This window comes from Escherichia sp. WS33, assembly GCF_046486385.1.
In the GTDB taxonomy this organism is placed as follows: Bacteria; Pseudomonadota; Gammaproteobacteria; order Enterobacterales; family Enterobacteriaceae; genus ECMA0423.
In genome coordinates, this window is record NZ_JBJQLJ010000030.1 from 1 (window position 1) to 24558 (window position 24558).

Consider the following 24558-nt stretch of genomic DNA (forward strand, 5'->3'; position numbering starts at 1 on the left):
TCCACACACCGGATTGGCACGGTGATATTGCATTTCGAAGCAAGAATCTCTACCTTCCCCCCTTTTTTGTCTGGAGGGGATATGTTTCAGAAAATCAAAATTCGCAAAATGACAATCAGCCGGGCGCTGGACAAATACCTGAAGACAGTATCCATCCACAAAAAAGGCCATCTACAGGAGTTTTATCGCGTAAATGTGATTAAACGTCACCCTATTGCTGAACGCTATATGGATGACATTACCACTGTTGATATTGCCAATTATCGGGATCAACGGTTGGCGCAAATTAACCCACGAACGGGGCGTCAAATAACCGGAAACACCGTCCGTCTTGAACTTGCCCTGTTGTCATCATTATTCAATATCGCCCGTGTGGAATGGGGAACATGCCGCATGAATCCTGTCGAACTGGTCAGAAAACCCAAAATCAGTAGCGGGCGCGATCGTCGCCTGACTTCAGGAGAAGAACGCCGACTTTCGCGGTATTTCAAAGAAAAAAATCAGGCTCTTTACGTCATTTTTCATCTGGCGCTGGAAACAGCAATGCGACAAGGTGAAATCTTGTCATTGCGTTGGGAACACGTCGATCTGCAACATGGGGTAGCTCATCTTCCAACAACCAAAAACGGTGCTCCACGCGATGTTCCGCTATCCAGGAAAGCCCGTAATTACCTGCAAATGCTGCCGACACAGCTTAACGGTAATATTTTTTCTTATACCTCTTCGGGATTCAAAAGTGCCTGGCGAACAGCACTTCAGGAACTGAAGATAGAAAACTTGCATTTTCATGACCTCCGTCATGAGGCTATCAGCCGATTTTTCGAACTTGGTACATTGAACGTCATTGAGGTTGCCGCTATTTCAGGCCATCGCTCCCTGAACATGTTGAAACGATACACACACCTTCGGGCTTATCAACTTGTCAGTAAACTCGATGCCCGACGCAAGCAAACCAGCAAAATCGCTCCCTATTTTGTTCCCTACCCGGCAACGGTCGAGAACAGAAACGGGCAAGTCGTTGTGACTCTGAGTGATTTCGACCTGGAAACAAGCGCAGCCACAAAAGAACAGGCCATATTTCATGCCAGCGTGTTGCTGCTACGAACACTGGCACAAGCCGCCCAGCGAGGAGAACGCGTCCCTACTCCTGGCGAACTTCCTACAAACATTGATGAACGGGTAATGATTTGTCCATTAACAAATTAGAGGATTCACTTATGATAGAACAACTACAGAGTGATTTTTTATTCTGGATATTTATTTACTTCCTGATAGTAGGTTTGCTTATCAGAAACATTCATCTTACCAGAAAAATTAAATCCATCGAAAAAAACAAAATGTTCCCAGCGGAGGAATATGCTGTCCTGGACATTGAACAGCATATGTCCAATAAATATATTGGGCGGCTAGTAACCCGTTTTATGAAGAGAACTAATGGTGCACCTTTGTTAATTGTGTTTCCAGAATACGATAAAGGAGACAACAATGAAGACAAAAATTCTCCACCATTCCAACTTGGAAAACTAACATCCAACATCAACAATATTAAAGAAATTTATTCCAATGATGACTTAAACTGTTTTCTGAATAATATTTCGGCACAAAAAAATTTATATACAACGCACTCTGGACCTAGCCAGGCATGGATTGAACATGCATATCCTTTGCAACAAGTAACTATTCTCTTACAAGGCACTCGTCATAGTGAAAGGGAAGATATAATCAGTCAACTTGAGATTATTCTTTCCAGACTAAAAAATGGAGAAAATACAGGTTTTGAGCATGACGATGATTTTGGATATTCATTTCAGTATGATGCCGCAGCAGTAGGAAAATCATCATTTTTCGATGAAGCGGCAGGAAGAAAATAAGAATAACGCTCTATCCATTGCACAGACAAATTAACGTTAATCTTTTATGAAAATCTTATTAACAATATTTATTTATCTGCTTACCGCTTTTCAGTCTGCAAATGCAGGTGGAATACCTTATACATTTAACCAGAAAATTCTTCAGGGGAAAGTTATTCGCGTTCTCGATGGCGACACCATAGAAATTAAAACACTACCCGCAAAAATTGTTGTGTATGAAGTTCCGATCCGAGTCCGATTGATAAACATCGATGCCCCTGAAAAGAAACAACCTTTTGGACGCTGGTCAACTAGTCAGCTTAAAACTCTGGTTGCAGGTAAACAGGTGACAGTCTCTTATTCACATAAAGACCGCTACGGACGCATTATCGGTCATGTGTTCACGACGAACGGCACGGATGCCAGCCGCTTTATGGTTCAGTCTGGCGCTGCATGGGTATATGAACGTTACAACGTGGATGAGTCATTACCGGCTCTGCAACGGGAAGCGCAGGAACAAAAACGTGGTTTGTGGGCCGATGCAAATCCGGTTCCACCGTGGGAATGGCGTATCAGAAATTAAGGGGGCAAGAAAATGCATTCTTCTTTTGGTTTGCCATGATTCTGTCTTTTTATCTTTGTGCAATATTAAAGGCTTCTTTTTAACAGGGGGCGGCATGTATGTAATTAATCAACAGACAAGGGACAATAATATTCTTACGTTGCATGATGTTTTTAAAATCTATCAAAATACAGGGGGGCTTCGTCTTGTAAAAACAGAGGAGAATGAAAAGTACATCTCCATTATCATTTGTGGCGTTTTTCGTATTAGAAAAAACAAAAAGAATAACAAAATCACTTTGTGGGGATACAAGCTAAGAGATAAGCACACTGGGGTATGGACCAGAAGAAATTCATTTCCTGGTAAGATTTTTTTATTCTGGTCTAAAAAATCTGCATACGACATGGACGACTGGTTAAAATATGCGATTAGCTACATCATCAAATCATTGATTGAGGCTGGATATTCAATTGAAGACAAACTCTATTTGTTACGCATTGGAGAGGAAGAGGAAAACAGTGAGAGTCGTTATATTTCCACACTATATCCATCCAATGTATATTACTCATATGAGTATGGAATACATGACATTGTTCATTGCCTTGGTAAAATAGCATCATTCAACTACCCCTATAATACACGATATATCAGCAGACATATTTTACTCGCAGAGATAAAAAACAAAATTTATCAGAGAGCATTAAAAATTATAGGGGTGGATAATGAATTTAATGCTTCAAAAGCATTGAGTAAAGCTATATGGATAATGGTAGATAAAAAGATATTTGCACAATATGCCAGAGCTTCACATTGTTCGATAGCTTACAATTCAATTCGTCAGGCATTATTTGAGGACTATCTGGATTTTTCAAAGCGAATCCATATTGTGAATGATATGGATTTTTTCGGATTGTGGCCTATGGTTGGTCGTCTAAGACAACAACATAAAAATGGTCAGTTTATACTATCTGGAAAGACAAAAGAGTTATATGAAAAAATCAGTTTTCCCTGCAAACTTAGTTATGGTGAGTTCAGAAGTTTACGACATGTTAGTTTGTCATTAGTATATGCTTTAAATGATAAACATGATAATGCATCATTCAGATTTACAGTCAGATTATTACGCCATCCACTTATCAAGAACTATCCTGTGAGAGCAATTTACTGGATTATCGATTATATTAGCATTCGAGCTTACTCAGAAAAAGAAAATGATATTTATCGTATATGCTCAAAATGGCTAGAATATCATCGTGATTTATTTAAAAACATTGGCTTTTATGACCGTAATACTGAATCCAGGCAAACATCACGCTGGGAAATGGAAACGAATCAGTTGTGTCATGCAATTGACTGGTTGTTAGCAGAAGAACGGTTAATTCATAAAAACCAGGAGTGGCCTTCTTTCTGGAGACTATCTGATGAATGGACGCGACAAGTGAAGAATAACGTTATTCCCGTAATCCCAAAATGGAAAGGAACTGGGATAAACTGGCAGAAAGTTGATAACGGTGTAAATGAATTAATTACATTTGATGCTCTGTGTCAGGAAGGTCAGGAGATGGAACATTGCGTTGCCAGTTATGCAGACTGGTGTGCATCTGGAGAATATATTGCAATTTCAGTCCTGATGGATAATGAAAGAGCCACTCTTGGACTTTCACGAAAAGAACATGATTTAACCTATCAGTTTGACCAGATGAGAGGTATTCGTAATCAGGCTGTTTCCAGAAACATGCTAATTAAAGGCAGGCATATTTTAAAAATAATCAACTCATCACTAAAAAGATAATGAGTCATCGCATCTCATTACAGCACCGATGACTGGGTGTTTATTCTTTCTGAATACAAAAACTGACTGAAAGATAAGGAAAGAAAGTTTTCTTACCTGTTTGTCTTACGCAATGGTGAACTGGTTCACCATGAGGTCAACAAATCAGAGCTTCTTTGAGAGGTTTAACATGCAATATGCATTGCTTGATGGATTTGAACGAAAGTTTTTGCTGGATGCTCTTGAATTCGGTGTTCTGAAGGACTGGAAAGAAAATCCGGTAAAAGAACTTCCTGATATTGATGAATCTGCTCACCCCTTCCATGTCTGTTATGGTGGATATTTATTAAATCCTGGTGTTTCAGATTCAGATATTAGCAGAAAAATAAAAGACCAGACAGGATTCTGGCTGGCAGCTATTGATGATACCCGCATGGATTGTCATTCAATAGCTTATTATGATATTCACACACTCCCTCTGATTTCGTGTGGTCATCAAAAGATAGTTCCTTTTGCCGCGTTAATAAAAGCTGATGAATGCATCATTTCAAAAATTTCTTCGTATTCTGGTTTTGCCGTAACAGCCTTTTTGAGAATTAAAGACCAGGATATTGCAACTAATATACTTAACCGTGAGGGGATTTTTGCTTTTAATGGCTGTGAACGCAGATTCAGACATCCAGTAAGTGAAGATAACTGGCAACAGGCAGTATCAGAAGAACGTGCTATCCGTTGTGCCAAAAGATTAATTCAATGTAAAGGATAACAAAATGAAACTTTTTATCGCAGAAAAACCCGCAGTAGCGAATGATATTGTTAAGGCGCTTGGTGGCAATTTTACCCGTCATGATGGCTGGTTTGAAAGTGATAATACTATTGTGACTAACTGTTTTGGTCATATTATCGAATCACAGCCCCCCGAAAACTATAATCCTGAATACAAAGAGTGGAAGATTGAAACACTCCCTTTGCGTCTTTATCCCGTAAAATACCAGCCAGTAGAAAGCGCCGCAAAACAAGTTAAAACGATTATTGAGCTTATCAGGCGTGCCGATGTGACCGAAATTATTCATGCTGGCGATCCAGATGACGAAGGACAGCTACTTGTCGATGAGGTCCTGGAATATGCAGGCAACACAAAACCCGTTAAGCGCGTTCTGATCAACGACAACACCCTTCCGGCAGTGAAAAAGGCACTGGCAAATCCCAAAAATAACCGTGACTTCAGAGGACTCTATCTCAAGGCTCTGGCGCGTTCTGTAGCCGACGCGATATACGGTTTATCCATGACGCGTGCTTATACGATCCCGGCACGGGCTAAAGGCTATAAAGGGACACTTTCGGTCGGGCGTGTTCAGACGCCTATTCTTGGCCTGATAGTAAATCGCACCCGTGCCAACAAGAATCATAAATCCAGTTTCTACTACACCATGACCGGGCATTTTCAACGCGGCGTTGATGTTATCAGGGCGAACTGGAAACCTGGTGAGTTCGCACCACTGACAGACCGTAAATTACTTGATAAGGCGTGGGCGAATGGAACAGCGGCTTCCCTTGCAGGAAAACCAGCGACAGTTGAAGCAGCAGCAACAGACGATAAAAAAACGGCTGCGCCATTGCCCTTTAACCTGGTCCGGCTTCAGCAGTACATGAACAAGAAGTTCAAAATGACGGCACAACAAACGCTGGATATCACACAGCAGCTACGTGAAAAATACAAAGCAATTACTTACAACCGTTCAGATTGCTCATATCTTTCTGATGAACAATTCAGCGAAGCACCACAGGTTCTCGATGCCCTGAAGTCAGTATTCGATCAGCCACTGGACGTTGATTCGACACGTAAAAGCAAGGCGTTTAACAGTGCGAAAGTGACTGCGCATACGGCGATAATCCCGACCGTTAACGTACCGGATGTAAACGCGCTGAGCAGTGACGAGCGCAATGTTTACCTGGCAATCGCACAACACTATCTTGTTCAGTTCATGCCTGAAAAAACATACCAGGAAGTATCCGTTGCCATTCAGTGTGGTGATGAGTCGTTTTATGCCCGTGCCAGGAAAACAACAGACAGCGGATTTGAAGCGTTTCTTGGTGAGGAAAATACCGGGGATGAGGAATCAGAAGCCGAAAATGATGATTCCGCTTTTGATCTGCTCTGTAAAATTCGCACAGGAGAAACAGTGACGACAAAAGAAGTGGTTGTGAATGAGAAGAAAACAACGCCACCGCCATTATTCACCGAAGCCACTTTACTTGCCGCGCTTGTTCGTGTCGCAGATTTTGTCACTGATCCAGTGATTAAAAAGTTACTGAAGGATAAAGATCGGGATAAAAAAGACGAACATGGCGGTATTGGTACGCCAGCTACGCGGGCTTCCATATTGGAAACACTGAAAAAACGGAACTATATCACCCTGGAAAAAGGAAAACTTATTCCGACTGATACCGGGTATGCGCTTATTGATGCTCTGCCGGATATAGCTGTTAATCCAGATATGACGGCATTATGGGCGGAAAAACAGACACTCATTGAAAACGGAGAAATGACCATCGAACAGTTCGTTGACGAACTGTACAATGATCTGATACCGATGATTAGTAATGCGAACAGTGCTGAAATAAAAGTTGCCCCCAGCGCGCCGTCTGGTCAGTCACAACGCCTGCCCTCTCCTTGTCCTTCCTGTGGTAAACAGATTGTTATCAGACCAAAAGGTTATTTCTGTACAGGATGTGAATTTAAGATATGGAAAGATTTCTGCGGCAAATCATTAACCGATAAACAAATTGAAACGTTAATAACAAAAGGAGTTACAAGTGAATTGAAAGGTTTCATTAGTCAAAAAACAAACAAAGAATTTTCAGCAAAAGTAAAACTGGTTGACAAAGCAACCGGGAAACTGGGATTTGAGTTTACACAAAAAAGTAAGAAATAAATCCAGCAGTAGAAATCAAACATCGTTGTAGCTACTATAGGACAAGGATGTTCTTCAGGAATTGTACAATGAAAACAAAACAAGACTGGCTCTTTCAGTTAAGACGTTGCTCAACACTCGACACACTTGAAAAGATTATTGAAAAAAACCAAAACAGCCTCCCTCCTTCTGAGCTTGAGTCGTTTAATGCCGCCGCCGATCACAGGCTTGCAGAACTCACAATGAATAAACTCTACGATAAAATCCCCCCATCCGTCTGGAAATATGTATATTAGTTCTCATCTATTAATATTAGATTTTTGATCGACACAAACATCAGCAATCCCTATACACCTTTCATAGAATGAATTGAACCCTGTATATAGCCTGTCTGAAATGGATATCTGGCAGGCTATCTTAATAGTGTTATAGGTGATGTGAATGTTTTTCCACATGATCACTCTTTTTCTGTTCTTATCACTATTGATACTCCTGATAAGGATATTCTCCGCCAGACTAATAATTCCGGCTGTGGGCGTGTTTCTGCCAGTATCATCACTCTGGATGGGATTTCATATGCTCACAGAAAATGAATCCTGGACAGTTTTGTTGGTTCTTATACTTATAGACTGGATTAAATCATGAAAGAATACGAAAAAGCGGCTTTAATATATTCCTTAAAGGAAAGCAATACATTAGTTCTTCGGATTATACTCATCTCTATTTTAGTTGTCGGGGTGATTTCAGGCGCGGTATACTTATATAACTTAGCGATCTCGTTGTTTGATTCAAACCCGACGTCTGTGCAATTCACCGTTTGCGGAGTAGGCTGTTTTATTGCTCTATTACTTCAATGGATATCTAATGTTGATGCAAATTACAGAGAAAGAATTGGGGAGCAACCAAGTACAATAAAAAACATTGTACAATATTTATTTGCAGCCATTATTATCATTAGTTTCATTACAATGGCATTAACAGCCTCATTAGTCTTAAAAGACTCGTCCAACATATGGCTCAACATTACTTTTATTGCATTATTACTGTCCATTTTTGTAGCTGTTATTTCTGTTTGGGGTTGATTTTTTTTCCTTGAATTGTTCACCCTTCTTAAAAAACACCCACGCAAGCCCTGCCGACATCGCCCACGCAAGCATCATCGACACCACCGTATGGCTCAAAAAATGATCGCCAATAATCATCTTATAGCAGCCCATCGCCCAGCCCAATGCCATCACCACGATGATGATCGCACCACGACGGCGGCGCAAACTTGGCGCAAACGCAAAGGCAAACAGCGCAAATCCGCTACTGGCATGCGCCGCAGGAAAGCACTTATCAGGAATGGTGTTACGCATACTATCAAGCATCGGCAAATACGGCAGCGTACCATCAAAAATCGTCAAATGCACAGGGCAGACCACATGAGTATATGCCTTCAATGACGCGACAACTGTCGGCACTAGGATCAAAGTCAGCACCAGATACGCAAGCTCACGCACGCGAAATTTTGTCACTGGGACAAGCCACTTGGCAGTGATAGCATTGCCCTTTTTCTCATGATAAGCACGGCAAATGGTCGCAACCAGCAAGTAGATCAGCATCGCCATCAGCAGCTTTTTTAGTCCAGAATACAGTAGCAAATCTGGCAAAAAAGCTTGCTTGGCAACCATCCAATGCCCCATACCCAGATAAAACCAATCAGCGACCATCAGATCAATCTGACTGTGCTCAAGGGTCAGCGTGGCAACGATCGCCATGACAAGAGCGATACTCATCTCAGCAAGTAGGCGTTTATTTGATAAATACGGCATAACAAACCCCACCCCACCGCCCATAATACGAATGGAGTGTGCGGTGGGTTTGGAAAAAATACAGGGAGAAATCAGCGGATGAATGCGGTGCGGTCTTTGACTTTGTCCGCGGTGACATCAAACAGCTTTAATAATGTCGGCGTGATCGCGTCATGGGTCAGGACGGTATCGGTTGCCATTGGCGTGATGCCAGTTTGCTTATCCGTCCAGAAAAATGCAGGCACACTGCGCTGTTCTTTTGGTGCAAAGGCATTTGGCATACCATGTAGATAGACACCGTTCTCACCCAGACTTTCGCCATGATCGCTGACATACAGCATTGAGACATCATAGGCATTGCTGTGCGTCTGCAGCCACTGGATACTTTGAGCGATGAAATCATCGGTGGCAAGCAAGGCATTGTCATAAGCATTGATCAAGGACTGATGTTCGCACTTGGCAAGCTCATTACCTTCACACACTGGCGTGAATTTGGCAAACTTTTCATCATATCGCTTAAAATACGCAGGCCCGTGATTGCCCATTTGGTGCAGCATGATCAGCATATCTTTGCCGTTATTGGCAGCGACAAAGTCATCTAAGCCAACGAGCATACCGACATCGCGGCATTCGTTATAAGGATTGGTGTTGCAGATGGCGTTGTTGGTCGCGGATTTATAATCGGCAAATTGCGCTTTTGGCAGCTTATCCATCACGCCTTTTGAGTCCGAATTATTATCACGCCACAAGATACTTACGCCCAAGCGATCCAGCGTATCCAGCACATTTTCTTGGTATTTGGCGGTATCGACATCATACTCATCCGCGCCCAGATAGCTGAACATACACGGCACAGAATACGCCGTCGATGTGCCGCACGATGTGACATTGCTAAAATTGGTCACGCCATCGATCTTGGCAAGCTGTGGGAAAGTATCGCGCTCATAGCCATTGAAGCTGACATGATCGGCGCGTGCCGTCTCACCGACGACGAACACCACTAGGCGTGGCTTACGCATATCAGGCTTGGTTGCTTGTACCGCGTCTTTGGCGTGATAAATGGTATCTTTTGGCGCACTGGCTTTTTTATACTCAATACTGGCAAGCTTACCCACCGAGTAGATTGGCATGATCGGATTGACATAGCTACGCAGCGGCTTATGCACGCGAAAGAAACTGGCATAATGACTGCTGAACGCCACCACAGGCAGTAAAATCAGCGCAAGACTTGCCACGATCAAGCCCAATCGGCGCATCAAACCCTTGCCCCAAGTCGGATAATCCACCTTAACAAAAGCCACAAGCAAACTTGGTAGCACACCCAAACCAATGATACGCATGATAAACGCTGCGTTTAATAGATCCTTGGTCTCGGCTTGGTCGGTCTGTAGGGCATTTTGGAGCATGGTCGTATCATAGACCGTGCCATAAGTGTCAGTAAAATAACTGGTCACCGCGCCCATGATTAATAGCAAAATCAACACAGGCTTTAGCACATAGCGATACGATGATAACAGCGTGGTGATCAGTAGCATCGCGCCAAAGAGCACGACAGCGATCGTCAGCACAAAGCCGAGATTGTCCGCGATGGGATAGGTTTGGCTGATTTTATCAAAAAAGGTAAGATTGGCGGTCGCGGTCAAGAAAACGGCAACACTCGCCACAAGAACAAACGGACTGACCGAGCGTCGGTACCACACAGAAGTATGCTGCATCATGAGAAACTAATCAAAAAATAAACGGTGGGATAATTGTGGCAATTATACTGCAATTTTTTAAGAAATCCAGTACAATTTATCTGATATAAAAAATTATGCGATACAGAAATATTTCAGAAATTTTATTAGGCAATCATTGCGCAATCCCATACTGAATATACACTTGAGAGTATTTATAATTTGTATCTTAAAAAGCCCGAAAACCGGGCTTTTTTCTTAATTAGTGCATGTCCTGTGAATTGTCACGCTGTTGCTGCAATTCCAGATGTTCTTCTCTGGCCTAGACAAATTGTTTTCCAAGAGCATCTTCTGCCATTTCACGAGTGAATCCGTGATTAAGCAAATCGGATTCGGCCTTCTCCCTTTCGAACTTCAGTCCTTCCCCTCTGAACTTGTCCTCAAAGCGATCAATTGCCTCAAGAATCTTGCCGTCTTCCGGCGTGCAATCCCGTCCCTGTGCTTTCTCAATTTCATGACGCTCCACGCGTTCAGCATTTTTCATTACAGCGTCAATCCCCTGAGAAATATGTTCAGACTCGACGCGATAAATGACAGTATCGCGCTTATTGAGATCATGTAGCTCGCATTCAACCCGGCCCCACTCAATAGCATCCTTGAGAGAGCTGAAATCTTTTATTTCAGCATTCAGGCCTTCATGTGTTGAGAAATAGACATAATCCTTCTGTTGTTCCAGTTTATTCACATTTTCAATAGCCCTTGTACTGAAATGGATACCTGTAATTACCGGAACACGAGCCGATGTTTGGTCCCCCGTTAAAACTTCAGAAGGTGTTTTTCCAGTGATCGCGGCAAATTGCTGCTCCGTAACATCCACTCTGGCAACTGCATCACCACGCTCTAAGCCATGCTTACCAGCGACCGCAAGGTGATAAAGACCACCTTCCCCCCTGGTAATTTCCGCCTCCACAACGATATCCCCATTGCAGGAACTGAACTGAGAACGGTCTTTAACCAGGAAGTTTTCAAGCCCGGAGATCATATGCTCGTTAGCTGAAATACTGGCGAGTATCTCTTCTGGTGATTCTCTGGACGAATCCCCCGCCTGTTCCATCACTGCCATATTAGCGTCATTAACAGCGTCCTTAATTCCTTTAAAGGCGATTTCTTCTCTTGTTACAGGTGTGATTAAGATATCATCCTGGTTAAGCCCGTGCTCCTGAAGCATCTTATTTTTATATTCAGATGCGTCGTGCAATGACTCAAAAGTCTTAATATCTTCACTAAACTCATCCTTCGAAAAAGAAACCGCATACACTGGAGTACGGTATTCTTCATATGAATTGGCAATTATTTCAAATGGCCTATCAAACGTTACTAATGCCCCCTCTGGATAAGAGGATAATTCATCGGTTGAGACAGTTTTAGACATAAGCACAACAGTATCAAAACCATCACCATTTAAATAATTGCTTTCATATTTTTCTATTGCAGAAGATTTGCTTTCCTCATAACACTGAATAGCCGCATCTTTAGAATGAAAGACGATACCTTCATTCAAATCATGGAAGCGACTAAAGTTTATACAATAAATTTCCTGTTTATTATGCACCTGCGCAGTAGCCTGATCGTGTTGAGTAGTAAGCTGCTCCTGAATCAGAGCCTGTGTTCTGTCAATACCTAACTCATTCACAATTTTGCAAAATTCTTTTGCGTCGTTTTCATTATCAAAACTGGCAACGTCAAAAATATCATCGCTGTCTCCAGGTACATGTCCCAGCACTTCCCAAATCTCATTTTCATCGCTATCCAGAGATTTCAAATAGCCAAATTCACCATTTGTGCCTTTACTAAGCATCTGTGAATCCAGGGTGTTTGCCCTGGTAATAACACCAGGATCATATGAAGATGTGGCCTGCGCTGCGACCTGTGCTTGCTCTGTGGCCTGTGCCTGCTCTGTGGCCTGTGCCTGTTCGGTAGCCTGTTCCTGTTCGGTAGCCTGTTCCTGTTCGGTGACCTGTTCCTGTTCGGTGGCCTGTTCCTGCTCTGTAGCCTGTGCCTGCTCTGTAGCCTGTGCCTGTTCTGTAGCCTGTGCCTGCTCTGTAGCCTGTGCCTGCTCTGTAGCCTGTTCCTGTTCGGTGGCCTGTTCCTTCAATGCATCACCTTTCTCTATTCTGGATTCGGACTCCTGGCTATTTTCCTGTGTTTCCACCTGCTCAAACTTATTACCCTGAAGTTCTGCTTTTAATTCCAGCATCATCTGTTGATACTGCTCCGGGCGTAAAATAATCTTCATGTCCTGCTCTGCGGCAACTTCAGCGCACATTTTTTTGAAATCTTCAGAGCCGGTAAGTTTGAGTACACCACCAAACTTTTCCCTGGAATACTCAAGCATTATTCCGATCTCTTCTTTTGAAGGATTTTTACCCGCAACGACAAAGTTCCCTTTGTCGGTAAAGACAGGCTTTTCCGATTCCTGATCGCGATAAACAATCCTGGAATCCTGCTTATCCATCACAAGATCTTTTAGTTTGGAGTTAACCTTTTTCGCCTCTTCTAAGCGGCGCTGGGAATCCACCGCTTTCTGAAGCGAAAGTTCGGGTTCGTCAGCAGAAATGGCGTTGATTTCATCGAAGTTGAGATAGCTTTTGAGACGTTCAAGGGCTTTCATTTCATCTTTATCCTTATGCCAGTCAGCATGATATTGACGAATTATGTGTCGCCCCTCTGTGTCGAGTTCAGAAAGACGCTCAAGTGTGGTTAGTTTTTTGTAAACAATCACACCCACGGCAATATCACGCTGTTCACGTGGTATTAACTTCAACTCGCGTCTCATCTCTCGCAGATCATTATACAGCTTGCCACGCTCAAACCTGATAGTATTTCGTAATGTTTTTTCCGATAAATTCAGTGAGTTAAGACGCTCACGGGCTTCATGATGCGTAAGGCGTCTGTAGGTTGGATAGCGCGTATATGGCGTGTTTTCTAACTGCTGTGAATAAACTTCAAGCAGAAAGGATTTCGCATCTTTCCAGGCAAGATTAATATGCTTTGTCAGAAAATCAGATGCGTTCATATTACGATTCCCCACAGAAAACCGGGGGGAACCGTCCTTTGCTGTTCTGATTTTATGCTGCGCTGGAATAATATTAAAACGCTCGGCGGCAGAAGACAGAAACCTGACAGGATCAATATTTCTGCGAATTTCTGCCATCGTTGCAATTTCGTTTTTCTCTGCCGCCTCATTCAGAGTCTGAAACATCGTTTCACACAAAAAAGAAGAGCGTTCAAGACTTTTTATTCCTGACTCTGTGAATTGTCTATCATAATCCCGTCGCACATCCTGACCAGGATGTTCTCTTTGCGATAATTGCTCTGCCAGATCACGCTGCGAAATATCTGACAATACACTGACAGAGTCGGGTCTTGTGAATCCATTGATTCCGTAAACCATACCGCGTTGGGGCATACGTGACAATCCGACTGTTGCTTCAGATTGACGGATTCTGGCAAACTTTTTAGGACACGACTTGTAACCTCCCGCTCGTCCTGACGTTTGCTGAGAATTTCTTTCGTTAAGTTTTTCTCTTGAGTCATATTCTTTTATCCTCTCTTGCAGGAAATCAATTTGTTGTGAAGGGCTTAATGTCTTGTAAAGTTCCCTTGTTTTCTCCGCCTGGTTAAAAATATGCTTAATCTCTTGGCTTGTTTTATTTAACCAGGTATTAAGTCTCTTTTCTATCTCTTTGTGTGTTGGTTTCTCAAGTGTTAATGTCCTTGTCTCAATGTAATTCTGACGAAAAAGAGGACTTTTTAAGTTTATGTATTTTTTATCTCCAGGCAATTTTACAGCCAGATACTCATTGGTTTTACCAGCATTTCTTATACGAAGTTCACCATACTCTGCAACAATATCTTTGAATACAGAGTAATTTTCAATTTTCTCGTTCTCTATACGCGAAAGCAACTCACCTTTCAATTCAGAGTGATGCTCTTTGTAAAGATCCCCCTTAACTCTACTTATAATTTTTCCGTAATCCGCATCTTTACGCGGATAGTCTTTAGGGCTATCAAGATTATATTTATTATTAATAAATTCCTGTATAGCATCAAGCTGTTCAATTGTATGCCCTTTGGTAACATCTCCCACTGGATTCAGGAACTTTTCAGTAATCAAATTTACTTTAGGAATTACAATATGAATATGTGGTTTTCTTTCAACAAGTTCACCAGTGCTATTATCCTGGATATGACGAATTTTAGGCAAATGAGCTTCCGCATAAAAAGAGTATTCATCAGGATGATAAGCATTCATCAATAATTTTTTATAATCATCAACAACAGCCTTTAACACTTCATTCGACACATGACTTTCATGAAAAGACAGAGTAATGTGCAAATAACGTTCCTGACTTTTGTTTTCAATAGAATCAATAATCTTATCTGTAGTCTGTAAATCACCATCAAGAACAACACGATGATCAAGTTCATCACGCGTGTACTGGCGTTCTGCTTTGCGACCATTTATCAGATAATCAACGATACCATCATTACCACCACCGTATCTGACAATCATTTAGCTATCTCCTGAAGGCGATCACGAATACCGATTAGTCCATTTAAAACCTTTTTATAAAGCGATTCTGATATAATACCTTTTAAATGATCTGAATTTAATCGGTGCGCTATTTGATTTATGTTGTTTCCTGCCCAACTCAACTGAGAAAGACAACGTTTGTATTCTGGTATGTTACGTTTATCAGATGCATATGTGTTTATTTTACCAATAGTAAGCAGCCTGAAAAATTCAGACTTACTAATATTAAGCTCTTTTATAGCCCTATCGAACGGAGCATATTCTTCTTCGGTAAGTCTGAATGTTACATGAACGTTTTTGTTGGTTTTTTTCTTCATATGTCCTCAAGGTTCGTAGAACCGCATAAGAACGGCTGCATCGTTCGGGGTTTCAAAGGGGCGTCCCCCTTTGGCACACGATTGTAACATGACCGGAACGGTCTTGTGTACAATCGGTATCGTGCCTGTGTTTTAGAAGAACAAAAAATGCCGTGCATACAGCCCACACAATGACTCACATAATAACCCACAACCAAAAACACACAACCCACATAATCACCCACACTTTAACCCACAAAAAAGACCACACCCCCATTGACAACCCACAAAACAACCCACATAATCACCCACACAAACGGCGAGCAAATTGCTTTAAATAAGGTATTATGCCAATGTAGGAGGTAGAGAGAGAGAGGAAATGTAACAAATGAAAAAGATCGAGAGTTTATTATCTCCAATATGCGAGGCTATAAACGAAACAAAATCGAAATCAAAACAGGCTGTCTTCAATATGTATTTGCAAAATATACTTGAAGCAAAGAAATATTATACATGGGAGCAAATAGCTGATTACATAAACAACAACACCAAGACAGAACTAGCCCAAAAGACTTATATAAATATGACAGAGAGGGCTAAAAAAAGACAAAAATGCACTGAACCAAAAGAACAGGCAAAAACCATAGATGTAATTGATCAGAATGAAGCTAAAGGCGATGAACCGAGAGGGGGGGTAAAAGGTTTTTTTTCAAACATTAGTGAGAACAAAAAAGAAATAGAGCACGATCCAAGTGCTACGAATGAAAAATTCATAAATAAATATCTTTAAGTAAAGGAGCATTATAAATGAAAAACTCAATCAATTTCATCCTTCAGGGTAAAGGTGGTGTTGGAAAATCATTCGCGACCGCAATACTGGCACAATACTTTATTGATGAAAATCACATGGATAATATCGTAGTCGGTGACACAGACCCGGTTAATACAACTACGGTTAAAGTAAAAAGATTAAATGCAGATTTGATACAAATCACTGAAAACAGCAAAGTAATACAATCCAAATTCGATCCAATGTTCGAATCAATGCTGACCAATAGTCAGAATACTTTTGTTATTGACAATGGCGCATCTACATTTTTACCGTTAATTCAGTATTTCAATGATAACTGTGTTATGGACATGTTTGAAGATGTAGAACAAGACGTTTATATCCATACTGTTATCGTTGGTGGACAAGCTCTTGCGGATACCTTGCAGGGATTTGAAGAACTGAAAGAACTGGTTAAAGGAAGTAAGGTAAAACTTATTGTCTGGATAAATGAATTTCAGGGTATTCCAGCACTTGAAAATATCCCATTAATAGAAACTAAATTCATTGAAAAAAACAAGGATGTAATCGCTGGCGTTGTGGTTATTCAGGACAGAAAAAGTGATGCCTTTGCCTCTGACATCAAAGAGCTAACAGAAAAATCACTAACACTGAAAGAAGCTCTTGAGTCCGACCATTTTGGATTAATGGCTAAATCACGATTAAAACGAGTCTTCAATGACATTTACAAACAATTAGATAGCATCTATGACGATGAACACGGTGAATAATATGAGTACAGTTAATCAGCCAGAATTAAAACAGCCTGAAAAGGCTGTTTCCAGTGAAGATATTGATAATTTTATTGTTGATGTATTCAAGGAGACAGGGCATAAAATATCAAAAGATGATCCAGTTATTTCATTAATTTTTCTGAACCAAAAGATACAGGAAAAATTCAGCAATGAGTTACAAGCTAACTTCACTGCCCTGTCTGAGGGCTTCAGACAGGTCGTTTCATCTGTAGAAAATGACTATATTCAAAGATTCAAGAATATTGTTGAGACGTGCGGCGATCTGGATAATGAAATAAAAGAAAAAGTAGAAGAGGGAAAAAACGATCTAAAAGAAACAAGTGTTGAGGTAAAAGAAAAATTAACAGATGATATTATTGAACTCATATCTGGAATTAAACGCAACCAGGAAAAAAACAACAAATTATATGAAGAAAAGTTGAAGTCATTATCTAAGGCTGTAAAACCCTTCAGTACAAGAACAGCCATTGCAATTTGTGCCTTGTGCACATTATGCCTGTCTGCGGCATTTTCTGGCGCAACCTGGTATGTTGCACAACATGAAAAAGAGGCAAGCCTGCGCTTCTATGCAAGAGCTTTTCTTGATATGAAAAAAATAACTGAAGAGAGCATGAGAAAATTACCAAAATCAGACCAGCAAAATATAAAACTCAAACTAGACGAAATTGATTCAAGAAAACCATAGATATGAAAAGGAGTCACTAATGACAACTTTTACCGACGACGACAAGGGACTGATTAAAGAAATCAGAGAGCGAATCGGCAGCTTGGACGTGCGAGACAATATTGAACGCCGGGCTTATGAAATCGCACTGGCATCGCTGGAAGCTGGGGTTGTTGCATGGAGGTATCGTTACGTGAAAAAAGACGTTACGGACTCTCAGGGTAAAACGTGGGTTGGTGACTGGAAATACGTGCCGACAAAAGAAGACTGCAACGACAGGCCGAACTATGAAATTCAGGAACTCTACAACTTACCACCTGCGATAGCAGCACCAACAAGAGGACTGGTAAACGCAGTACGCTTCTACGATCAGGTAAAGCACACGAATCCTCCCGTCGAAACAGGGGCATGGAAAGACGCTATTGACTGGGTGCTCAAAGAGGCTTGCCAGGCTGTAAACATTGACGCCAAAGGAGAGCGAGATGACAACATTTACCGACGACGACAAGAAACTAATTAAAGAAATCAGGGAGCGAATCGGCAGCCTGGACGTGCGAGACAATATTGAGCGCCGGGCTTATGAAATTGCTCTGGCATCACTGGAAGCAGAAGCGCCAAATTTGCCTGGTGGTTTCACAATTGAAGAAGCAAAAGAATTACACGAAAATCTGGTAAAAAGTCACGTAAGCAAGGCTTTAAGTGGCGAAAAAATGAAAAAAGAAAATCGTGATGCCGATTTGCGCTGGATTCATGGCGTAATAGTTCAGGCCGCGTGGTTTGTGAAAGCATCACTAGGGCAGAATGCATAGTGCGTACCTGCTTTTCTCCTGGCAACGGTGGATCTTCCGCTTCCTCGTCACTCGCTCGCTATGCTCGGTCGCTAGACTGCGGCGAGCGGTTAGCTATCAAAAAAAATCCCCGCACAACGCGGGGATAGGTCATAAAAACACATACATTGCACTACAGTGTAGTATTCAATAAGCCTTACAATGTAAAGACAGAAACACCTTTACACTGTAAATATATGCCTGCGATATTCTTCAGCGTCCTCATGACCCGATAGCCGGACTACGGCATGTCTAATGTTAAATCGACATCAACCAAAAACCAGCTATCACAGTGCTTATAATTGGAGTGATCCGAATAAGTCAAACACCCTTCATCATGAATATCATCAACAGAATAAGCACCGCTTAATACCATATCTTCCACGATTGCCAATATCGCTTCACGCGCCATAGCGGGTATTTCTGCCTGAGAATCAGCCGCAGAAACACATCCAAAACCAAAACAATCAAAAGCCGGAACAGTGATGCCGTATGCAGTCTGATCATCTTTCGGTGTTTCGACACCAACAGAAAAAAACATGATTATCTCCACAGAAGGCAGTGATTTACAACGTGGTGCACTGTAAAGACACAAAGACCTTTACAATGTAAGCGAGAATTTTTTAAGCCTATTACAGAAAATCATATAGTGTTTTACTATATGATACCTGATTGACACTTTTAACTGCACATCTCATTATTTACACCGTAAAGACAAACACAGCTTTACATTGTAAAGCCAGATGATTGAACACTCCGTCTCCCTGATAAGGAAAAAAAATGGCTCAAGCAACTCCAGAAAAGATACTGGCAATCATAGATGATCATGATCGCGCACAAAAAAAACAACGCAACAAAAACCTCTTAATTTATTTATGTCTCTGCTTAGCAATTATTGGAGTGGTCGCGTATTCCTTTATATCAAAGTTTCGTCTTGATGGTGTAGCCGTCCTTACAGTGCTTTTGGGCGTGTCCGCAATCGCATTTTTTCTACATTATGTGGAATCAGGGAAAGGCCAGATTCTTAGTAGTGACCGCATATTGTCCATACTCGATAAAACCAAAGATTACCCTGCAATTCGACGTAAAGTTGTTAATCGCTTGCTCTCCGGTTCAAAACTCACGGGTAAAGATGAAGAGTACATATTCAGTGAATTGAAAAAAGCTGAACAAAGCAACGAACGTGAAAAGAGATTGCAAGCAATTAAAGAGTATGCATCGTAATACACCGTAAAGCATTGTTTGTAAATACAACACACTACACCGTAATACCAAGAAACATCAACGCCTGCGAGCAACAAAAAGGGGCGATTAAGCCCCTGCGCGATGATGACTGACTTCTTTTTCCAGTGCCTTATTGACAAAGGCATTCAGCGACAAATCTTCTTCCATCGCCATTTCAGCGACCCGACGATGCAGCTCTGGATCAAGCCTGACGTTAAACACACCTTTAAAGGGCGTGTCAGGCTCCTTTCCGTCCTCCACACAGGACTGTAAATACAAATCAACCGATGTTTTAAATTCCCGTTCCAGGTCAGCCAATGTTTCTGCCTCATAAGTCACCAGATCACGAATAAATGCCAGCTTTCCATACAGGATATTATTTTCAAAATCCGGCTCAACCGTACCTAAATATCCTTTATATTTTAAATGTTTCATAAAACCCCAGCCTCTTTCAAGTTCTGTTTAATAGCTTTCAGCGTTCCACCTTTAATATAACTTTCTGGATGTGGGCGATGCATTAATATTGTGTGATTAATTTCAGCATTGAAAAATCGCACTCTTGATCCCTGCATTTCCTTTTTGACATATCCTAGAGAAGAAAACAAAACAACGAGTTCATCCCATTCAAACGTTTTTTTACTGTTTAAAAATTTTGCCAGTAGCTTATCTGCTTTCCCCATACGCTATAATCCCATCCCTTGCCAACATGCAACTAATTATAGTTACAAATAGCGTTGTTGTCAAAAGTCATCGGACAAATAGGAGGGTGAAAGAAAATACCAGGGAGCAGCGAAGCCACATACCCCTAAGCGCAGCGCAACCGCCGGAAAACACACCACACTGTAAAGACAATAAAATCTTTACAACGTAAAGCTAAATATGTAATACAACTCGCTACCCAATAAGAAAGGGAGAGCATGACACTCTCCCCATATATGAATTTATCCCGGTTATTTAAAACATTTCATACCCTTGCAGGTAGTTTAACCACCACCGGAATTGATCCCACTCCGTGCACGTCATTGCCGGAATTCTGGTTTCCCAGCCTTTGACAAGGGAGTCAGCAAGCTGTACGATCTGTCGTGTTGACATTTAAAAACCTCATTCAGTTTTGATTGTCGATAACGTGTTCAGGTTGTTCCAGCAACCTGAACACACCTTTCATAATTTATTTTCCCCTTATACATCCGATATATTCTTTAAAACTCAAATACTCCTCGCCATTATTTAACGAGTCAAAATATTTTTCATATTCGTCCCGATAGAAAAGAATTAAATCAATATCACTCTGCTTAAGTTCACCAAACTGAGAAACAATTCCGGTCTTATAGTCACGAATTTTATTGTTATCCGTAAATATGACAACATACTGTTGTCCCGTATCCTTATGAATAAGAACAATCGTGCAAAGCGTTACTCGTTCGAATGTGAAAACATGATTCGTGGTTGAAGTGAATTTCATTTTAAATCTCCTGTCCGTTTGGACTTAAGAAGGAAAGGAGCCAATCCCCTTTCGATGAAATAATAATACATCTATTTAGATGTATTATCAAGATTTATTGCCTGAAAACAGCAAGTTATTTGATGGTTTGCTCATTTTTTAATCCGCGCCAGCGGATAGAAGGGGCGAAAAAAAATACCAGGGAGCAGCGGGGCCACATCGCCCCGAAGCGCGGCGCAGCCGCTGACGAACATACCAGGATGCACAGGGCCATCCCTTCGCCCTGCAAAGCCAGAACAGACCAACAGGCTATGATCATGCTGATTTGCGCCGCAGAATGCCGCAGTTAGCGCGAGCGCCAGCGAGTTCACGCCGTCCTGGTGCATTGCAGCAGGGCGGGGCGCTGTACTGCGCGTGTGAGCGTCAGCGAGCTACGGGCGCAACAACACACCAGGCAAAATCGCAATTATGTAAAGTCGCCCTGTTACAAACACACACTGTGTAAAGACAAAGAACAATTACAATGTAAAGACAAATAAACCTTTACACTGTATATCTTAGATTTCTGCGTCGTGGTGTTTTTCTTCTCGCTCACGGTTCCTCCGGTGAGCGGGATTCAGCTTTTTTATGCAGGACGTATTCAGGGTGCTCCCCTGCAAGTAATAACAGGTACTCAAATTCACCTTTCGATAAATTAAGCTGGTTGTGGGTTTTAGCTTCTTTTTTCTGCCATGTACTTAAGCCTACGCCAAAAATCTCACCGCACTCTGTCTGGGTAAGGCCAATTTTTTTTCGTAATTTCTTTATGTTTTCCGGTGTATTTTCAATAGTCATGCATCACTCTCCTTATATTCTTTCACCATAGTTAAGAGAATATTCTTATCAACAGGTCTTAAACCATTTTTTGTAAAGTCTATTGCCTCGACCTCACTTTCATTAAAAACCAGCTCACTTAACGTTCTCTTTGTTCTTTTTGTTTTTCCGTCAGTGAACTCCTTTGAATAACTGCTTATTTTTTTTACAAAATGGTATTTTTTATCAATCACTTCAAGATAATAAGTCAATCGCCCTTTGTTTTTTCTCATAACTGTTTCAAATATCCTGTAATTTTAACAAGTTGATCTATACTCAAACCCCTAATCTGCAAATCATAACGCTCGCCCTGCTCGGTGACTTTACCGTTCAATCCATTTTCAGCTTTAAAGCCTGTCAATGCCCCATACCAGCTTTCAAGCTGGACAAGTTGCGATAACATACCTTTCAGGATCAGAATTTCGTCCTTTTTTGCCGCCTGGCGTTTCTCATACTCAATCGCCTGTAACACCTCCTGCGAAGCATTTAGCAAAATTTTTCGTTCGATATTGGCTGCTATATCAACGGGATTCCGCTTCCTGGATAACGTACAAACATGATACGGACTACTCCAGGAACGACTATCCACACTCCCCACAACAGAAAATCGGTCTTTTTCCATCCGAATATGCACAGAGTAATTTTTAAACTGCGGTGACGTCAGTTTTATACGAGACGGACAATCATCAAGTTTGTTCACGCGCCAGCCGTTCCCCAGGATACGGCAGACAACTTCAAAGACAGGGTGATACTGTTCAAAAAAAGAGTTCATCTGTTTCCCTTTTTGCTACGTGGCTGCTGTTCCCGTCTTTTTGGGTTCGATGCCCCAAAAGACGGGCTGGTATGATATCGGGGGCTTCTCGCCCCCGTTCTGGTTACGCTCTGGTTTCCACGCGTTGCCACCCTGTCGCCCTGCGCTGTCCGGTTGTACCGTATTTTGCGCGGATTTCTTCTATCGTGTGTTCTTCACGATTCCAGTAACTTTTATGTTCGTCTGGACGATAAAACCATTGTTTTTTCTTTGCCGCCCATTTACACCCGATTTCTTTTAAAGTTTCCTTATGTGTAATAGTTTCTCCACTAATCCATACCCAGTTACCTATCACTTCAAATACCAGACCAGATAAACCAGAAAGAACGTTTAATACTTTTTCCAGGTCATCACCGTAATTATATCGTGCATGTTCATCAGCGCTCTGGAACTGATTTATTTTATCAATATTTGCCATCAAGACATCAAAAGCTGCATTTACCGCTTTCATCAGTTCAGCCCCTAACGGGTTACGATCTGGATGATATTTTAAAGCGGCTTTTCTGTATGCTGCTTTGATATCTTTTTCAGTTAATTCGCCGGATAATCCAAAAACGTTTAATGCTTCCTGGATATTCATTTTAAATCTCCTGTCCGTTTGGACTTAAGAAGGAAAGGAGCCAATCCCCTTTCGATGAAACAACAATACATCTATTTAGATGTATTATCAAGATTTATTTCCTGAAAACAGCAATTTACTTGATGATTTGCTCGTTTCTTAATCCGCGTCAGCGGATAGAAGGGGCGAAAGGAAATACCAGGGAACAGCGGGGCCACATCGCCCCGAAGCGCGGCGCTGTACTGCGTGTGTGAGCGTCAGCGAGCTACGGGCGCAACATTACATTGCTGCATTAGCCCGGCATTCTCCACGCCCTGAAGGACGGAGTTTTACCCCATCATTCATACTAAAACCCCCTGGGTAAATACTACTATTAACATTTTTAACATGGTTGCAGGGGATACCCCCTGCAACTATTTTCTTAGTAGTATGATGTGAACTCGTGTTTTTCTTCCGGTGATCCTTTATATGCTGTTTCGAATTCCTCAATTTCAATTGCTGGCGAACTGTAATAATCACGCACTCGCCGTTTTAATGGCTCACCACAGAAATCATTAAGTAATGGAGTCTTATATCCGCTCATTGAATGAGTCCGATGAACTGAAGCGCGAATCTCCTGAACAGTTACTGTTTTTTTGCCATGAACAGAAATAACCTGGTAGAAATTAACGTTCGTTTGCTCATATCCCCAGGAAGATACAAACACATCGCCAACAGAAACAGTGCCGTTATTAAAAGTCAATGTTTTCATTTTAAATCTCCTGTCCGTTTGGACTTAAGAAGGAAAGGAGCCAATCCCCTTTCGATGAAACAATAATACATCTATTTAGATGTATTATCAAGATTTATTGCCTGAAAACAGCAAGTTATTTGATGGTTTGCTCATTTTTTAATCCGCGCCAGCGGATAGAAGGGGCGAAAGAAAATACCAGGGAGCAGCGGGGCCACATCGCCCCGAAGCGCGGCGCAGCCGCTGACGAACATACCAGGATGCACAGGGCCATCCCTTCGCCCTGCAAAGCCAGGACAGACCAACAGGCCATGATAATGCTGATTTGCGCCGCAGAATGCCGCAGTTAGCGCGAGCGCCAGCGAGTTTACGCCGTCCTGGTGCATTGCAGCAGGGCGGGGCGCTG

General features: G+C 41.7%; 25 protein-coding genes and 2 pseudogenes. 14 read left to right on the forward strand and 13 right to left on the reverse strand.

The annotated features are described in order from the left end of the window. Positions 1-81: 81 nt before the first annotated feature. The 8 genes from ACJHXA_RS19635 (at position 82) to ACJHXA_RS19670 (ending at position 8180) form a co-directional block, all read left to right on the forward strand. The gene (locus ACJHXA_RS19635) at positions 82-1206 is read left to right on the forward strand and encodes a site-specific integrase (protein WP_000486716.1); all 1125 of its coding nucleotides are present in this window, start codon (positions 82-84) and stop codon (positions 1204-1206) included. An 11-nt stretch (positions 1207-1217) separates the two neighbouring features. Then, complete coding sequence (locus ACJHXA_RS19640; RefSeq protein WP_170855322.1) at positions 1218-1871, forward strand: hypothetical protein; 654 nt, start codon at positions 1218-1220, stop codon at positions 1869-1871. Between the two features lie 46 nt (positions 1872-1917). Then, entirely contained in the window at positions 1918-2433 is a 516-nt protein-coding gene (locus ACJHXA_RS19645) for a thermonuclease family protein (RefSeq protein ID WP_000698398.1), read from the forward strand. 94 nt (positions 2434-2527) lie between these two features. Further along, entirely contained in the window at positions 2528-4204 is a 1677-nt protein-coding gene (locus tag ACJHXA_RS19650) for a PcfJ domain-containing protein (RefSeq protein WP_000289347.1), read from the forward strand. Between the two features lie 169 nt (positions 4205-4373). Further along, a complete protein-coding gene (locus tag ACJHXA_RS19655; protein WP_001303470.1) occupies positions 4374-4949 on the forward strand; it encodes a hypothetical protein in 576 nt (191 codons plus the stop codon). A gap of 4 nt (positions 4950-4953) precedes the next feature. Continuing rightward, on the forward strand, positions 4954-7119 hold the full coding sequence (locus ACJHXA_RS19660; RefSeq protein ID WP_034169408.1) for a type IA DNA topoisomerase: 2166 nt from the start codon (positions 4954-4956) through the stop codon (positions 7117-7119). 68 nt (positions 7120-7187) lie between these two features. Continuing rightward, positions 7188-7394, forward strand: a complete 207-nt coding sequence (gene hha / locus ACJHXA_RS19665) for a hemolysin expression modulator Hha (RefSeq protein WP_000850854.1) — start codon at positions 7188-7190, stop codon at positions 7392-7394. Between the two features lie 345 nt (positions 7395-7739). Continuing rightward, positions 7740-8180, forward strand: a complete 441-nt coding sequence (locus ACJHXA_RS19670; RefSeq protein ID WP_000666084.1) for a hypothetical protein — start codon at positions 7740-7742, stop codon at positions 8178-8180. Here ACJHXA_RS19670 and ACJHXA_RS19675 read toward each other — a convergent pair. From ACJHXA_RS19675 to ACJHXA_RS19690, 4 genes are all read right to left on the reverse strand, one after another. After that, entirely contained in the window at positions 8139-8912 is a 774-nt protein-coding gene (locus tag ACJHXA_RS19675) for a PAP2 family protein (protein WP_052234578.1), read from the reverse strand. The two genes, ACJHXA_RS19670 and ACJHXA_RS19675, sit on opposite strands and share 42 nt — an antisense overlap. 71 nt (positions 8913-8983) lie before the next feature. Beyond that, positions 8984-10609: a phosphoethanolamine--lipid A transferase MCR-1.1 gene (locus tag ACJHXA_RS19680; RefSeq protein ID WP_049589868.1), complete on the reverse strand. Its 1626-nt coding sequence runs from the start codon at positions 10607-10609 to the stop codon at positions 8984-8986. A 280-nt stretch (positions 10610-10889) separates the two neighbouring features. Continuing rightward, the gene (locus tag ACJHXA_RS19685) at positions 10890-15143 is read right to left on the reverse strand and encodes an LPD7 domain-containing protein (protein ID WP_283512403.1); all 4254 of its coding nucleotides are present in this window, start codon (positions 15141-15143) and stop codon (positions 10890-10892) included. Continuing rightward, positions 15140-15481: a plasmid mobilization protein gene (locus ACJHXA_RS19690; protein ID WP_000730722.1), complete on the reverse strand. Its 342-nt coding sequence runs from the start codon at positions 15479-15481 to the stop codon at positions 15140-15142. The genes ACJHXA_RS19685 and ACJHXA_RS19690 overlap by 4 nt, the downstream gene beginning before the upstream one ends. 367 nt (positions 15482-15848) lie before the next feature. On the opposite strand from ACJHXA_RS19690, the gene ACJHXA_RS19695 reads away from it, so the two are divergent. The 5 genes and pseudogenes from ACJHXA_RS19695 to ACJHXA_RS19715 all read left to right on the forward strand — a co-directional run bounded on the left by ACJHXA_RS19695 (position 15849) and on the right by ACJHXA_RS19715 (position 18517). Continuing rightward, entirely contained in the window at positions 15849-16250 is a 402-nt protein-coding gene (locus tag ACJHXA_RS19695; protein ID WP_021575837.1) for a hypothetical protein, read from the forward strand. A 17-nt stretch (positions 16251-16267) separates the two neighbouring features. After that, positions 16268-17020 (forward strand): conjugal transfer protein TraL, encoded by a 753-nt coding sequence (locus tag ACJHXA_RS19700; protein WP_000797966.1) that lies wholly within the window; start codon positions 16268-16270, stop codon positions 17018-17020. A 1-nt stretch (position 17021) separates the two neighbouring features. Then, positions 17022-17729 (forward strand): hypothetical protein, encoded by a 708-nt coding sequence (locus tag ACJHXA_RS19705; protein WP_000108794.1) that lies wholly within the window; start codon positions 17022-17024, stop codon positions 17727-17729. 19 nt (positions 17730-17748) lie between these two features. Further along, positions 17749-17889, forward strand: a pseudogene (locus tag ACJHXA_RS19710) (hypothetical protein); the annotation flags it as partial. Positions 17890-18190: 301 nt separating this feature from the next. Next, on the forward strand, positions 18191-18517 hold the full coding sequence (locus ACJHXA_RS19715; protein ID WP_000206697.1) for a hypothetical protein: 327 nt from the start codon (positions 18191-18193) through the stop codon (positions 18515-18517). A 274-nt stretch (positions 18518-18791) separates the two neighbouring features. Here the strand turns inward: ACJHXA_RS19715 and ACJHXA_RS19720 are convergent. After that, a pseudogene (locus tag ACJHXA_RS19720) lies at positions 18792-19076 on the reverse strand (type II toxin-antitoxin system HicB family antitoxin); the annotation flags it as partial. A gap of 239 nt (positions 19077-19315) precedes the next feature. Between ACJHXA_RS19720 and ACJHXA_RS19725 the strand changes: the two are divergent. Then, the gene (locus ACJHXA_RS19725; protein ID WP_023223351.1) at positions 19316-19759 is read left to right on the forward strand and encodes a hypothetical protein; all 444 of its coding nucleotides are present in this window, start codon (positions 19316-19318) and stop codon (positions 19757-19759) included. A gap of 87 nt (positions 19760-19846) precedes the next feature. Here the strand turns inward: ACJHXA_RS19725 and ACJHXA_RS19730 are convergent, their stop codons facing one another. The 8 genes from ACJHXA_RS19730 to ACJHXA_RS19765 form a co-directional block, all read right to left on the reverse strand. Further along, positions 19847-20194: a type II toxin-antitoxin system HicB family antitoxin gene (locus ACJHXA_RS19730; protein WP_000681609.1), complete on the reverse strand. Its 348-nt coding sequence runs from the start codon at positions 20192-20194 to the stop codon at positions 19847-19849. Continuing rightward, a complete protein-coding gene (locus ACJHXA_RS19735; RefSeq protein WP_000513532.1) occupies positions 20191-20439 on the reverse strand; it encodes a type II toxin-antitoxin system HicA family toxin in 249 nt (82 codons plus the stop codon). The genes ACJHXA_RS19730 and ACJHXA_RS19735 overlap by 4 nt, the downstream gene beginning before the upstream one ends. 488 nt (positions 20440-20927) lie before the next feature. Next, on the reverse strand, positions 20928-21221 hold the full coding sequence (locus ACJHXA_RS19740; protein ID WP_000673428.1) for a hypothetical protein: 294 nt from the start codon (positions 21219-21221) through the stop codon (positions 20928-20930). Between the two features lie 570 nt (positions 21222-21791). After that, complete coding sequence (locus tag ACJHXA_RS19745; RefSeq protein ID WP_000151456.1) at positions 21792-22034, reverse strand: hypothetical protein; 243 nt, start codon at positions 22032-22034, stop codon at positions 21792-21794. After that, the gene (locus ACJHXA_RS19750) at positions 22031-22285 is read right to left on the reverse strand and encodes a hypothetical protein (RefSeq protein ID WP_001230709.1); all 255 of its coding nucleotides are present in this window, start codon (positions 22283-22285) and stop codon (positions 22031-22033) included. The genes ACJHXA_RS19745 and ACJHXA_RS19750 overlap by 4 nt, the downstream gene beginning before the upstream one ends. Continuing rightward, on the reverse strand, positions 22282-22824 hold the full coding sequence (locus ACJHXA_RS19755) for a hypothetical protein (RefSeq protein ID WP_001083904.1): 543 nt from the start codon (positions 22822-22824) through the stop codon (positions 22282-22284). The genes ACJHXA_RS19750 and ACJHXA_RS19755 overlap by 4 nt, the downstream gene beginning before the upstream one ends. Positions 22825-22927: 103 nt before the next feature. Further along, on the reverse strand, positions 22928-23443 hold the full coding sequence (locus ACJHXA_RS19760; protein WP_001025393.1) for a J domain-containing protein: 516 nt from the start codon (positions 23441-23443) through the stop codon (positions 22928-22930). 400 nt (positions 23444-23843) lie between these two features. Beyond that, positions 23844-24173, reverse strand: coding sequence for a hypothetical protein (locus tag ACJHXA_RS19765; protein WP_001542022.1), 330 nt, complete (start codon positions 24171-24173; stop codon positions 23844-23846). Positions 24174-24558 lie beyond the last annotated feature (385 nt).